The sequence below is a fragment of the Gayadomonas joobiniege G7 genome (genome assembly GCF_000300815.1).
Classification (GTDB): Bacteria; Pseudomonadota; Gammaproteobacteria; order Enterobacterales; family Alteromonadaceae; genus Catenovulum; species Catenovulum joobiniege.
Genome location: NZ_AMRX01000006.1, coordinates 907515 through 921977, shown reverse-complemented (window position 1 = coordinate 921977; position 14463 = coordinate 907515). Strand labels below are relative to the sequence as shown.

At 41.1% G+C, this 14463-nt stretch carries 15 protein-coding genes; 13 read left to right on the top strand and 2 right to left on the bottom strand.

Annotation, left to right across the window (positions count from 1 at the left end; all coding sequences use genetic code 11):
• Positions 1-105 precede the first annotated feature (105 nt).
• Positions 106-447, top strand: a complete 342-nt coding sequence (locus C727_RS0111315; protein WP_017445761.1) for a DUF5713 family protein — start codon at positions 106-108, stop codon at positions 445-447.
• A 305-nt stretch (positions 448-752) separates the two neighbouring features.
• Here C727_RS0111315 and C727_RS0111310 read toward each other — a convergent pair whose 3' ends face one another.
• On the bottom strand, positions 753-956 hold the full coding sequence (locus tag C727_RS0111310) for a hypothetical protein (RefSeq protein ID WP_155949222.1): 204 nt from the start codon (positions 954-956) through the stop codon (positions 753-755).
• 285 nt (positions 957-1241) lie between these two features.
• Between C727_RS0111310 and lepA the strand changes: the two genes are divergently transcribed.
• The 8 genes from lepA to C727_RS0111270 are packed head-to-tail and all read left to right on the top strand — an operon-like array spanning position 1242 to position 8492.
• Positions 1242-3041, top strand: coding sequence for a translation elongation factor 4 (gene lepA / locus C727_RS0111305; RefSeq protein WP_026052686.1), 1800 nt, complete (start codon positions 1242-1244; stop codon positions 3039-3041).
• Positions 3042-3066: 25 nt separating this feature from the next.
• Positions 3067-4020, top strand: a complete 954-nt coding sequence (gene lepB, locus C727_RS0111300; RefSeq protein ID WP_017445758.1) for a signal peptidase I — start codon at positions 3067-3069, stop codon at positions 4018-4020.
• Positions 4013-4693, top strand: a complete 681-nt coding sequence (gene rnc / locus C727_RS0111295) for a ribonuclease III (protein WP_017445757.1) — start codon at positions 4013-4015, stop codon at positions 4691-4693. Before lepB ends, rnc begins: the two co-directional genes overlap by 8 nt.
• Positions 4690-5595 carry a GTPase Era gene (gene era, locus C727_RS0111290; RefSeq protein ID WP_017445756.1) on the top strand — a complete coding sequence of 302 codons (906 nt, stop codon included), beginning with the start codon at positions 4690-4692 and terminating at the stop codon, positions 5593-5595. The genes rnc and era overlap by 4 nt, the downstream gene beginning before the upstream one ends.
• Positions 5595-6281, top strand: coding sequence for a DNA repair protein RecO (recO, locus tag C727_RS0111285; RefSeq protein ID WP_017445755.1), 687 nt, complete (start codon positions 5595-5597; stop codon positions 6279-6281). Before era ends, recO begins: the two co-directional genes overlap by 1 nt.
• A complete protein-coding gene (gene pdxJ, locus C727_RS0111280) occupies positions 6278-7009 on the top strand; it encodes a pyridoxine 5'-phosphate synthase (RefSeq protein WP_017445754.1) in 732 nt (243 codons plus the stop codon). The genes recO and pdxJ overlap by 4 nt, the downstream gene beginning before the upstream one ends.
• Positions 7009-7377: a holo-ACP synthase gene (gene acpS, locus C727_RS0111275; RefSeq protein ID WP_017445753.1), complete on the top strand. Its 369-nt coding sequence runs from the start codon at positions 7009-7011 to the stop codon at positions 7375-7377. Before pdxJ ends, acpS begins: the two co-directional genes overlap by 1 nt.
• 50 nt (positions 7378-7427) lie before the next feature.
• Positions 7428-8492, top strand: a complete 1065-nt coding sequence (locus C727_RS0111270) for a GGDEF domain-containing protein (RefSeq protein ID WP_017445752.1) — start codon at positions 7428-7430, stop codon at positions 8490-8492.
• Between the two features lie 28 nt (positions 8493-8520).
• Here the strand turns inward: C727_RS0111270 and asnB are convergent, their stop codons facing one another.
• Positions 8521-10194, bottom strand: a complete 1674-nt coding sequence (gene asnB / locus C727_RS0111265) for an asparagine synthase B (RefSeq protein ID WP_017445751.1) — start codon at positions 10192-10194, stop codon at positions 8521-8523.
• A 297-nt stretch (positions 10195-10491) separates the two neighbouring features.
• On the opposite strand from asnB, the gene C727_RS0111260 reads away from it, so the two are divergent.
• From C727_RS0111260 to C727_RS0111245, 4 genes are all read left to right on the top strand, one after another.
• Entirely contained in the window at positions 10492-11640 is a 1149-nt protein-coding gene (locus C727_RS0111260) for a MalY/PatB family protein (RefSeq protein ID WP_017445750.1), read from the top strand.
• Positions 11641-11713: 73 nt separating this feature from the next.
• Entirely contained in the window at positions 11714-12061 is a 348-nt protein-coding gene (locus tag C727_RS0111255; protein ID WP_017445749.1) for a DUF3802 family protein, read from the top strand.
• Between the two features lie 80 nt (positions 12062-12141).
• Positions 12142-12921: an adenosylmethionine decarboxylase gene (gene speD / locus C727_RS0111250; RefSeq protein WP_017445747.1), complete on the top strand. Its 780-nt coding sequence runs from the start codon at positions 12142-12144 to the stop codon at positions 12919-12921.
• A gap of 159 nt (positions 12922-13080) precedes the next feature.
• Complete coding sequence (locus C727_RS0111245) at positions 13081-14463, top strand: sulfatase-like hydrolase/transferase (protein ID WP_017445746.1); 1383 nt, start codon at positions 13081-13083, stop codon at positions 14461-14463.

Genomic DNA, 14463 nt, shown 5'->3' with positions numbered 1-14463 from the left:
TTCACTGCGTTGCTTTGTTTGCGCTTAAACGCTACGCTCGCGCAAACAAAGCAACTACGTTCAGGCCGGTTATAACGGCGTTAACTGTCTTCACAAGGAGAAAATGTGCAAGTAACTAACGAAAAAATTAGAAGCTATGATTTTCTAACTGGAATGTATCGAGATGGGTACTTTCCAGACTTTATGGTCGATAAAATTAAGGCAATACTTGTTGATCTGTGTGAAAAAATAGAAGCACAGAAACCTCAAACCACTGAGAGTCTATTGCAGCTAACTCACGCTGCTACTGAAAGCATTAATGAGTTAGAAGAAGAGTTTGAAGAGAATGATAGTGAGCTAGAAACAGGGGCCAGAGAGGTTATGGCTGACAATTTTGATTTCATAGTTAAGTCCTATGGCTTCGAAAACGTCGACATTGAAGATGTTATAGCACCAAGAGAATGGTAGTGGAATTTAAGTACAGGCAGTTAACAAGGCCAGGCACAATCGCCCATGCGGGGCCGGACACTCGTACCTCGCGCCGCTGTGCAAGGCGTTAAACTTGTATTTCCGTATCAAAATTAAGTCGGCTATCTGGCTTTAGCCGACATTACATATTCTAGAGCCAAACTTCCGCTTCTGGCACAAAGCGGCAATTCAGTATCCGATTTGGTTCAACTGTAAAATTCGAGTTTGGCAGCTCAAGTTAAGACTTATTCACTACTTACTGTACCCACTAAATATTTCGGGCTAGCTATTTGCTAGCCTTTCAATTAGGTAATATCGTTATAAATCACTTCGACTTCATGGGTTCCTTTCGATACATCAAATTGATGAAATACATCTGTTATTTCCCATTCCTTAACTGAGCCTTCCTCTTCTTTTAAATAAAACACATCTCCTACAGATGGAGCAGATTCAAGTTTTATAATCCGAGAATTAAAGTTGGCTATAGATGTATCTTTATATTCAGACATAAATTTGCAAACTATCATTTCCTTTCTTTCCCTTTTTGCTGATGCTGAACTTTAAGGCTAGTAAAGATTTGCGATATTAGGTATATATTGGATTTTTATGATTATCTAATACCCATTCATGAAACGAATAGTAAATGTCTCTTTATAGTATTGCGTATATAAGTATAATGCACGAATTAGTTTATAACATTGAATCGTATCATTTAGAGTAAAATCGCTGTTTTCGTTTTGTGTAGATCAGTGTGTAGATTGGTACGGTTTTTACAGATTTAATGAGTTTAAAATTTGAGAAAATTCAATAAGATACGCAATTTTTCCATTATTGCGCACATCGACCACGGCAAATCAACTTTATCCGACCGACTTATTCAGACTTGTGGCGGCTTAACAAACCGAGAAATGGCTGAACAGGTGTTAGACTCTATGGAGCTTGAGCGAGAGCGTGGCATCACTATTAAAGCTCAGAGTGTAACCCTAAATTACACCGCTAAAGACGGTGAAACTTATCAGCTTAACTTTATCGACACCCCAGGCCACGTCGACTTTAGCTACGAAGTATCTCGTTCTTTAGCTGCCTGTGAAGGTGCATTATTGGTGGTTGATGCAGGCCAAGGTGTCGAAGCACAAACCTTGGCAAACTGTTATACCGCAATCGAAATGGATCTTGAAGTGGTTCCAATCTTAAATAAAATTGATTTACCAGCCGCCGAACCAGATAGGGTTGCTGAAGAAATCGAGGATATTGTTGGAATAGATGCACTTGATGCCGTGCGCTGTTCAGCTAAAACAGGGATTGGTGTTGAAGATGTTTTAGAAGTGATCGTTAAACAAATACCACCACCAGAAGGTGATCCGGAAGCACCGTTACAAGCGCTAATCATTGACTCTTGGTTTGATAATTACCAAGGCGTTGTTTCACTGGTGCGTGTTGTCAACGGTGAAATTCGTAGTGGCGAGCGCATGCGAGTCATGTCAACAAAACAAGATCATGTGATTGACCAAGTCGGCATTTTTACGCCGCATCAGACCAAAACTGGCGTGCTAAAAGCTGGTGAAGTAGGCTATGTTATTGCTGGGATTAAAGACATTTTAGGTGCACCTGTTGGTGACACCATTACTATGAGTAGAAACCCAGCTGAACAACGTTTACCCGGTTTTAAAAAAGTAAAACCACAGGTGTATGCCGGTATTTTCCCCGTTTCGAGTGATGATTTTGAAGATCTGCGAGATGCACTTGGTAAATTGAGTTTGAATGATGCGTCATTATTTTACGAGCCAGAGAGTTCAACTGCGTTAGGTTTTGGTTTTCGTTGTGGCTTTTTAGGTATGCTACACATGGAGATCATTCAAGAACGTTTAGAGCGCGAATACGATCTGGATTTGATCACTTCGGCACCAACGGTCGTTTACAAAGTAGAACTCAACGACGGCACCGAGGTTTTGGTGGATAACCCGTCTGAATTGCCGCCAATTAACAATATAGAAACCATGTATGAGCCGATTGCTGAGTGTAACATTTTGGTTCCACAGGAGCATTTGGGCGCCGTTATTACTCTCTGTGTTGAAAAGCGCGGTGTGCAAAAAAATATGACTTATCATGGCAACCAGGTGAGCGTTGTTTACGATATCCCTATGGCTGAAGTGGTTTTAGACTTTTTTGATAAAATTAAATCAGCAACACGTGGTTATGCGTCACTTGATTACAACTTTAAAGAATTTCAGCAGTCAGACATGGTGCGGGTGGACATTTTGATTAATGGTGACCGTGTTGACGCATTGGCGTTAATCACACACAGAGACAATGCCCAGTATCGTGGTCGCGAAATGGCGGAAAAATTAAAAGAGCTTATTCCAAGGCAAATGTTTGACATAGCTATCCAAGCCGTGATTGGTAGTCATGTTATTGCTCGGACGACGGTAAAACAGCTACGTAAAAATGTAATTGCCAAATGTTATGGTGGTGACGTTTCGCGTAAGAAAAAACTATTGCAAAAGCAGAAAGAAGGTAAAAAGCGTATGAAGCAGCTTGGTAACGTAGATGTGCCGCAGGACGCGTTTTTAGCCGTATTAAAGTTAAGCAAATAATCGAGACAGAATTCAAGGAAACTCTATGGCGGGCTACTTTTCACAGTTACTTTTTATTTTAACCTTGGTAACCGGCATTATCTGGTTAATAGATAAGTTTGTTTGGGCACCTAAACGTAAACTTAAAATTGCTCAGGCAGAAGCAGAAAACGGGGTTAAGCTAGACGAAGATGCGCAAAAAAAGTTAGCACCACAAAATAGTGTTGCCGAGTTTTCTGAATCTGTTTTTCCGGTAATAGCGTTTGTTTTTGTTTTGCGTTCGTTTTTTTATGAACCCTTCCAAATTCCTTCTGGTTCTATGATGCCCACGCTTTTGGTGGGAGATTTTATTTTGGTCGAAAAATTTAGTTATGGTATTCGCAACCCGGTGGCGAATAGCATTTTAGTTGAAACCAATAAACCAGAGCGCGGAGACATCGCGGTATTTAAATACCCTAAAGATCCAAACCTTGATTATATTAAGCGTGTCATTGGTTTGCCGGGTGATCGCATTATTTATCGTGACAAACATATTTATATTGTACCTGCCTGTGAAACTGGCCAGCCATGCGATGATAAGTTTAAAAAGATAGATAAAAAGCTAATTGAGCGCGGCGCATTTCAAATGGGGCCATATCCCTTAGACCATTATGTAGAAGATCTGACAGGGGTAGAGCACGATATATTAGTAAATAACCGGGTGCCAGATATGGTGCGTCATTATTATACTCAAAGTGCAACCAGTCGACGAGATGAATGGATAGTACCAGAGGGGCACTATTTTGTAATGGGTGACAATCGGGATAACTCTGAAGACAGTCGTTATTGGGGATTTGTGCCTGAACAAAACTTGGTTGGCGAAGCGGTATTTATATGGATGAGTTTTGAATTTGAACGTGATAATAACGATATTTTGCCACAATGGGTGCCAACCGGCATACGTTTTAATAGGTTAGGCACGATAAAAAATACCCGCGAAGTAAACAATACCAATGAATAGTTTAGATAAACTTGCAAACGCTTTAGGTTATCACTTTAAGCAGCCCGAATTATTAGAACAAGCAGTAACCCACCGCAGCGCTCGTAGTCTCCATAATGAGCGCTTAGAGTTTTTAGGCGACTCTGTGCTTAGCTTTATTATGGCTGAACAGCTTTATAATCAGTTTCCTAAGTGTAAAGAAGGCGATTTATCTCGGATGCGCTCAACCCTAGTGCGCGGTGAGACGTTAGCGCAAATTGCTCAGCAATTTAACTTAAGCGATTATTTAGTGTTAGGTCCGGGAGAATTAAAAAGTGGTGGGCATAGGCGCAACTCTATTTTAGAAGACGGCTTGGAAGCTATTATTGGGGCAATTTATTTAGATTCAGACATAGCAACCGTTAAACCTTTAGTCTTAAGCTGGTACGCTAAACGGCTAAAAAATTTACAGCCAGGGCAAGCCCAAAAAGATGCTAAAACTCAGCTACAAGAATGGTTGCAAGGGCGAAAATTAGAGTTACCAACCTATAAAGTTGAATCTATCAGCGGCCAAGATCACAATCAAACTTTTACAGTAAGTTGCAGTATAAATGAACAAACAGCCACATCGGGAACGGGCTCAAGTCGCCGTAAAGCTGAACAGAGTGCAGCGCGCGAAATGTTAAACCAGTTAACCGAACAGGATAAAAAATGACGCCAGATACTTATTGTGGTTTTGTTGCAATTGTTGGCCGCCCAAATGTGGGTAAATCGACGTTAATTAACCACATTGTTGGCCAAAAGGTCAGTATTACCTCACGCAAACCGCAAACGACACGGCACCGTGTTTTAGGTATTCATACCCAAGGTCAATATCAAACCGTTTATATCGACACCCCAGGATTACACTCGGACGAAAAACGAGCCATTAACCGTTTAATGAACCGTGCAGCACACAGTTCTTTAGGGGATGTTGCATTAGTTTTATTTCTAGTTGAGGGCACTCACTGGGAAAAAGATGACGAAATGGTGCTTAAACGTATAAAACAAGCGGGTGTACCTTGTGTATTGTTGATCAATAAAATCGATAATGTAAAAGACAAACAATCTTTATTGCCTCATTTACAGTTTTTAGCCGCGCAGCACGATTTTAAAGACATTATCCCAATTTCGGCAAGTAAAGGTGAGCAGGTTGATACAGTTGAAAAGCTAGTTAAAAACAGTCTGCAAGCCTGTGAATTTTATTTTCCTGAAGATTATTTCACTGACCGTTCAACCCGCTTTATGATCAGTGAACTGATCCGTGAAAAAGTCATGCGAAATACAGGAGATGAATTGCCGTACGATACCGCGGTCGAAATTGAAAAATATGCCACCCAACCCAATGGCGTATTGAAGATTCACGCAGCAATATTAGTTAGTCGTGAAGCGCAAAAGCGTATTGTAATTGGTAAAGGCGGCGAAAAAATTAAAACCATCGGCCGTGACGCGCGTTTAGATGCCGAAAAAATGCTAGGCTGTCGAATATTTTTAGAGCTGTTTGTTAAAGTTAAATCTGGCTGGGCGGACGATGAACGCGCCTTACGCAGTTTAGGTTATGGTGACGACGCCTTCTGATGTTAGTACAAGCGGTTGTTTTACATAGTCGACCGTATCGGGAAAATAGCCAGCTGGTTGATTTATTAAGCGATCAAGCGGGTTTAATTCGCGCTTTATTTCGCGGTAAACCTGCGTCGCCCGGTCTCACGCCATTTGTATTATATGAATGTAAGTTAGCCGCCGGCTATTCTGACCTTTATTTTGTTCATCGAGCCGAGCCATTAAAGGTCTTTCCGCAGCTTGTCGGCCGTGAGCTGTATTTAGCTCTTTATCTTAATGAACTCACCATTAAATTGATTAAAAACCTAGCCGACGGGCAGTTTTTACAAGGTATTTATCTAAAGGTGCTTACGCGACTCGCGCAAAGTAGTGAGCGCTACCAACAAGAAGCTTTATTGCGTCATTATGAGCTCATATTAATTGAAGAGCTTGGGGTTAAACCAGATTTTAATCAAACCCAAAACGGAGAGACTATTTTAGACAATCAATTTTACTGCTTAGATTTTGACAATGGTTGGTTAAAAAGCCAGCCGACCGAAGCCAATAGTGTACCGGGTAGGATTGTAAAATTGATTGATGCGGCTGACTTTTCAGACCCAGACACGCTAAAATATGCCAAACGTTTAATGCGCAGTTGGCTCGACCATTTGCTTGGTCAACAGCCATTATTCACTCGCGAACTATTTAAGAGAATAAAAACATGAAAGAATTATTTTTAGGGGTCAATATTGACCACATAGCGACGATCCGCCAAGCTAGAGGCACGGCGTTTCCTGATCCAGTGCACGCTGCTGCAGTTGCCGAACATGCAGGCGCGGCCGGGATCACAGTACATTTACGTGAAGATCGTCGCCATATCCAAGATAGAGACGTTGAAATTTTAAGCCAAACGGTTACTACAAGGTTAAACCTTGAAATGGCTGTGACTGATGAAATGATTGGCATTTGTACCCGGTTGAAACCTGCCTTTAGCTGTTTAGTGCCAGAAAAACGTGCTGAGCTGACCACAGAGGGAGGGTTAGATGTGGCAGGTCAGTTAGCTAAAGTGACTGATGCGGTGAGCCGTATTTCTGCCCAAGGAACCCAAGTGTCTTTGTTTATTGATGCTGACCATAAACAAATTGAAGCAGCTAAACAGTCGGGTGCGCCATATATAGAAATTCATACCGGTGGTTATGCTGATGCAAGCAGCGAAGAAGAAGCTGAAAAAGAACTTGCGCGCATTCGTAAGGCGGCTGCTTTTGCCGATTCGATTGGCCTTAAAGTGAACGCTGGCCATGGTTTAAATTATCACAACGTAAAACCTATTGCTGCTATTGAGCAGATGATAGAGTTAAATATCGGCCATGCGATTATCGCGCGGGCAGCGATTGACGGGCTCGAAAAAGCGGTTCGTGATATGCGTCAATTGATGATTGAGGCAAGAGCTTAGTGGCGATCATCGGGTTAGGCACTGACATCGTTGAGATTGAACGGTTTGATAATAAAAATCTGGCCGCTCTGGCTCAGCGCATCCTAACGCCTAACGAACTGGCGATATTTAATCGCCATAAACAGCCTATACGATATTTAGCCAAACGTTGGGCTGCAAAAGAGGCGGCGGCCAAAGCGTTAGGAACTGGAATTGCAAAAGGTGTTACTTTTCACAATTTTGAGGTTAGTTCAGATCAGAACGGTGCCCCTGTGATAACCTTATCTGGCGTTGCAGCGCAGCGGGCTGGTCAGCAGACTAAAGCTTGGATAACGCTGTCTGATGAAAAAAATTACGCGGTAGCCACTGTTATTTTAGAAATGCTTTAATGGTATAAAATCAGGCTGCCGAACTGAATACAATCATAGTAGGTAGTCTAGTGCCGTTTAAAGCGCAGTTGGTTAATTTTTTTAAATCACCACACACCAACCCAAAAAATGTGCGTAAATATGCGCTGATAAAACTCATTTGTCTGTTTGCACCACCTTTCCATATTCTTTATTATTTTGTATTTGATTATTTTGCTCAAACAGGCCTTGCACAATTCAATCTTATTGGCCCTTTTGTTTGGTTGGCTGCTTATCTAGCAAATTACCGTGGTTCTCAAGACAAAGCCATACTGATCATTTGTAGTTTTATTCTTTTGTACGCTTGTGTATCTGTCTCTGAATTAGGATATCAAACGGGGTTTCATTATTATTTATGGCCAGTTTCTTGTTTAATACCCTTATCACCGGCGTTAAACCGCAAACAAGCAATAATGACTTCAGCCTTGTTTGTTGTATTGATTCTCATTGTTAATTACGTCTACTTTGAAGTTGAAACACCTGAATTTTTGTTACCTTATATCAAAACTTTATATGCAGTGAATGCGACAATCGCTTTTTTTCCTCTCATTCTTAGTATTTTAATCGTTCGTGAAGTGTCGGAAAGCCAAGATGCTGAATTAACGCGGTTGGCAACACGAGATGGGCTTACTGGATTATACAATCGTCGTTATGGTCAGGTTCTGATAGAGCAGACCATTAAATACACCCAATATAAACAAAAAGGTACGTTTTGTTTAGCGATTGGTGATATCGATTTGTTTAAACAGATTAACGATAAACTAGGGCACCCAGCTGGTGATAAAGTGCTTAAAGCGGTCGCTAAACAAATACTAGAGCAGAGCAGAGATAGTGATATTGTTTGCCGTTGGGGAGGCGAGGAATTTGTATTGGTGTATATGGCGACTGATAAAGCACTAGCCATTAACTTGTTAACACGATTAAAAACGTCAATCTCGGACAATATAAAATTAACTCAGCCAGATATTAAATCGGTGACATTGAGTTTTGGTTTGGTTGAATATAGTCAGGGAATGACTTTGGAAGATTTATTAAAACAAGCGGACAGTTTATTGTATCTTGCAAAAGATAACGGGCGAGATAGGGTTGAGAGTTAAGCTGCTGTGGTGAGCAGCTTAACGTGTTTTATTTGCTGTAGGCGTCGTCGTGAACACCGCTCACAGCTCGGCCAGAAGGATCGGCCATTTTACTAAAGCTTTCATCCCAAGCTAACGCTTCTGGGGTACTACAGGCAACAGATTTACCGCCAGGCACACATTCAGCACAGCTAGCATGTGGGAAGAATTCTTCAAAGAGGCTACGATAATAATAAGCTTCTTTAGTATCCGGTGTGTTGTGCGGATAACGGTGTGATGCATTGGCCAACTGATCGTCAGACACCTGAGCCGCAGCATGTTCTTTTAAACTGTCAATCCAGCTATACCCGACACCGTCAGAAAATTGCTCTTTTTGACGCCATAATACTTCTTTTGGTAAATAGCCCTCAAAAGCTTCACGTAAGATGTTCTTTTCGATACGGCCATCTTTACACATTTTTGCTTCCGGGTTGATTGACATTGCCACATCTAAAAAGTCTTTGTCTAAAAAAGGTACACGGGATTCAACACCCCAAGCAGACATTGCTTTGTTTGCACGGGCACAGTCAAACATGTGTAACTTAGCTAATTTACGTAAAGTTTCTTCATGAAATTCTTTTGCGTTTGGCGCTTTGTGAAAATACAAATACCCACCAAAAACTTCGTCAGCACCCTCACCAGACAACACCATTTTAATACCCATGGCTTTAATCTTACGTGCCATTAAGTACATTGGGGTTGAAGCACGTATGGTTGTCACATCGTAAGTTTCTAAATGATAGATAACATCACGGACTGCATCGATACCATCTTGTACTGTGTAGTGAATTTCGTGGTGTACAGTGCCTATGGCATCCGCCACCTTTTTAGCTGCAATTAAATCAGGTGCGCCTTCAAGACCAACCGCAAATGAATGCAGTTTTGGCCACCAGGCTTCTGACTCTTCGTTGTCTTCGATGCGTTTTTTGGCAAATTTTTGGGTAATGGCAGAGATCACAGATGAATCTAAACCACCAGACAATAATACACCGTAAGGAACATCTGACATTAAGTGTGTTTTAACTGACTTTTCTAACGCGGCGTTGATGTCTTTTGCATCGGCAGAGTTATTTTTAACGGCGTCATAGCTCATCCAATCGCGCTGATAATATTTTTTCAGCTCACCACCGTCTTTACTATGCATATAGTGTCCTGGAGGGAACTCTTTTATTGAGCGACAAACAGGCACCAATGATTTCATTTCGCTCGCTACATAGGTATTTCCATGCTCATCCCAACCCATATATAGAGGAATAATGCCCATATGGTCGCGGGCAACCAAGTATTCATTTTTGTCTTCATCGTATAAGATAAAAGCAAACATGCCTTTTAGCTCATCGATAAAATCAATGCCCTTTTCTTGGTATTTAGCCAAAATCACTTCGCAGTCTGATTTGGTTTGAAAGTTGTAATCAATGCTTAAATTAGCTTCTAATTCTTTGTGATTATAAATTTCACCGTTAACAGCCAGGATGTGATTTCGATTTTGGTTGAAGAGCGGCTGTGCACCATTGTCTACATCAACAATAGCCAAACGTTCGTGAGCTAAAATAGCATTTTCACCTGCATAAATACCTGACCAATCTGGGCCACGGTGGCGCATAAGTTTTGACAGCTCAAGTGCTTGCTGTCGTAATTCTGCTCGATCTGTTTTTAAATCGAGAATACCAAAAATTGAACACATAGAGTTTATGACTCCCTCTTCAACCTAATTTTACTGTTTTTCGAAATCACACGGGATAAAACCCGAAATAAGGGTAAGCCAGCATATTCATAAATTGAAATAATGCAAGACTTGCGTGTATATGGGGGCAAATTAATTCGTTACAATTCGTATTATTAATTTTTAAACCCAAAAACGGCATTATAGCAAAGCCTTAAGCCCCTTTGAATCTAACTTTTTTTGTTTTATTGGCTGATTACTGTCAATTTGCGTTAGAATAGGGTGTTTTTAACAGAATTCAAAAAGGATGCGCCTTTTATGTCATTTGATTTTGACAAAATCATCGACCGTAAACCTACCCATTCATTTAAGTGGGACAAATATGGTGAGCAAGATATTATTCCAATGTGGGTTGCCGATGCCGAATTTGCACCGCCGCAACCAATCACTGACGCCATTGTTGAGCGCACTCGGCATGGCATTTTAGGGTACACCTTGCCGTATGATTCGTTAAACCAGAGTGTCGTTGATTGGGCGAAAAAACAATATAACTGGCAAATATCCAGTGATTGGATAGTTTGGACACCGGGCGTTGTGCCGGCATTTAATGTTGCTTGTAAAGCTTATTGTGAGCCAGGTGATACAGTGATAGTACAAGTGCCGAATTACCCACCGCTGCTAAAAGCGCCATCGCTTCACCAATGTAATAGAGCCGATGTTGGCAGCCAGCTAGTGGATGGTCGCTGGCAGTTAGACATGCAAGCATTAGAAAAATACGCAGCCGATCCAAAAGCAAAGCTGTTTATTATGTGTAATCCAATGAACCCATGCGGCTCTGTTATGAGCGAAGCTGAATTGCAGCAGGTGGCCGACATTTGTCAGCGTCATAATGTTGTTTTATGCTCTGATGAAATTCATTGTGATTTAATTTTAGAAGATGGGGTCAAACACATTCCAGCGCCATCGCTTGAATCAATTAAAAACCAATCAATGAGTTTAATGGCACCCAGCAAAACATTTAATATTGCAGGCTTGGGCGCTTCTTTTGCTATCATTCCAGACGCGCGTGTGCGTGGCAAATTTAAAAATGCCGCACTTGGCATTGTGCCTTGGGTGCAAGTACTGGGTTTAGTCGCCACTGAAGCTGCTTTTACCCAATGTGACGATTGGCATCAGGCTGCTTTAATCTATTTAAAAGGCAACAGAGATTATTTGTTAAATGAAATTAATCAGCTTAACGGCATGCAGTTGGCGAAAGCCGATGCGACCTTTTTAGCTTGGATTGATTGTAGTGACTTACCCGTTGAAGACGTACAAAGGTTTTTTGAAGACGCTGGTGTCGGACCATCACCAGGGCGTGATTTTGGTGAACCAAGGTTTGCACGTATTAATTTTGCCTGTTCACGCGCCCAATTAGAAGAGGCGGTTGCACGCATTAAAGCGGCCCACGCAAAACTGCAATTTTAAGTCAAGTTGAGCCAGTGTTTGCACCCCTCATATTAGGTTTGCAAACACTGATAGTTAGGTGACAGGGGGTTGTATGGTTACCGAATCACAAGCTTATATTGAGCTAATTACTTATTTAACTGAAAATATCGCATTATTTGAAAATACCGATAAGCAAATTGCCGCAACTGAAGAAACTAGCTTGCGAGATGTGATTGAAGAGCAAATTACCGTCAATATGGTTAATTTTTTTAATCAGCACCAGCAGATTAGCCAAGATATGCGGCTTGAAATTGTGCGAGAAACTGACGCCATAGTAACAGACTTAGAAGAAATTTTAGCGAGTAAATTAAAACAAAAGGCTAATCAAGCGCAAAGTGAGTTTTTGGCGGAGTTTGCGAGTTTAGTTAAAAACTTGTTTGACTCTGAGATCAATGCTTAATTTTATCTTTTTAGGGCGTCGTTGTTTTTTGGCGGTTTATAATTTAAATAACGGAGCACGCAAATTTGGCACCTTCAGCCATGCCGATTAAACTACAAGGTTTTAATAATTTAACCAAGAGTTTAAGTATTTCTGTTTATAAAGTCTGCTGGACAGCATCGCCCAAAGATTCCGACCGCTACATTCAAAAAGTAGATAGCCAATACAGTGCCGAGCAGTTGACGCAACTGTTGTTAGGCGTGGTGGATATGATTGGTGCCAACATCTTAAATATTGCACAGCAAAATTATCAGCCTCAGGGAGCCAGTGTCACCTTGATGATGAGTGAAGCCTCCGGCGTTCAGGTTAAACCAAACATAAATAAAGTGATCCAGCCGACTGACTTGGTCGCCCATTTAGATAAAAGCCATATCTGTGTGCACACTTATCCAGAAAGAGATCTCGAAAAAGGTTTGAACACTTTTAGAATAGATCTTGATGTATCCACATGCGGTGTCATATCGCCACTAACAGCGCTTAATTATTTGTTGCAGTCGTTTGCAGCTGACATAGCTACGATCGATTATCGGGTTCGTGGTTTCACTCGAGATATACGCGGCAAAAAACTATTTATCGATCATGAAATCAACTCTATTCAAAATTACATTTCAGCCGATTTGCAAAGCGGTTATAAAATGATCGACGTGAATCTGGCACAAGAAAATATATTTCACACCAAAATGATGCGGGCGCCTTTTAACCTCGAACGGTACTTGTTTAGAGATAGCCATACCGAGCTAACTTCAGCCCAGCACAAAAATGCTGCCGATATTTTGCAACTTGAGATGCAAGAAATATTTTATGCGAGCAATTTAGTTTAAGCCATATATCAAGACCCATTTGGGTAAGCAAATTATGGTTATTAAAAAATATTTGCGGTTGTCAGCTCCACTTCTGTCTTATACATAATTCTAAATCGTTTATTTATTCGACCCTGTTGCTATTGGTCGATGATTCGCCTATTGAAAATAAAGGTCGATATGAAAACCTTGATTGTATTTTGCATCGCTGTTTTTTCGCTTGCACAGACCCAAGCAAAAGTGTCAGATCTTCATAAGCCAAATATCATAGTTATTATGGCAGACGATTTGGGCTATGGTGATCTGGGCATATATAAAGGTGTTCAGTCAACGCCTAACTTAGATAAAATGGCGCGGGAGGGAATGAGATTCTTTGATTTCCACTCGAGTGGCACTGTGTGTAGTCCTACTCGGGCTGGCCTTCTTACAGGACGTTATCAACAAAAAGCGGGTGTAGACGGGGTAATAAATGCAAACGCGAGTCATCCAGCTCACAGTTTGGGCGTCGACCCGCAAACTCAAATCACCTTTCCTAAGTTAGTTAAAACTCAAGGTTACGCAACTGCCTTGTTTGGTAAATGGCATCTGGGTTATCGGCAGCGTTTCCATCCCATGCACTTCGGCTTTGACCGGTTTGTCGGCTTTCTATCCGGTAATATCGACTACATTTCTCACTATGACAGAATGGAAAAATTTGATTGGTGGCACAATACTGAAAAAGTAGTTGAAGAAGGTTATACAACTCAATTAATCACTAAACATGCGGTAGAATTTATTGAAAAAAACAAAAATAAACCTTTTGTATTGTATGTTAGCCATGCAGCTGTACACAGTCCAATGCAAGGCCCTAACTCCCAGATACTAAGAGGCCCGAACAAAAAAAAGATAAAAAAAGTTGATGAACAAAAAGTCTATAGCGAGGTCATTGCTGAGCTGGACAAAAGTGTTGGGCAAATTATTACGGCTGTTGAACAAGCTGGACTGAGCGAAAGCACGTTAATTTTATTTACTTCCGATAATGGCCCAATGAAATATTCTTCTGCTGGCCCGCTACGTGGTCAAAAAGGCAGTTTATATGAAGGAGGGCACAGGGTTCCAATGATCGCTTGGTGGCCAGGTGTTGTGGCTTCAAACTCAGTGACTGAACAATTGGCTTCCACCCTTGATATTATGCCAACCATTGTTTCATTAACTGGTGCAAAATTACCTGATAATCATAGGCTAGATGGGGTTGATTTAATGCCGACTCTATTAGGGTTAGCGCCGGTCGATAGGGTTTTATTTTGGCGGAAGGGCGGATTACATTTTCATTCAAAAAAATTAATCGCTCAAGATTCAGAAAAAGCTATGCGTAAAGGGAAATGGAAATTAGTCATTAGTCCTTATTACGAGCAGATAAGTTTATACGATTTATCAGCTGATATTTCAGAACAAGACGATGTTGCACAAAAACATCCCCAAATTGTTGCTCAATTAACCGCACGGATGAAAGCTTGGGAAGAAAAAATCCTGCCGTATTTGCCTTATAAAATTCAACCCCAAAATACTAACATGGAGCAATAG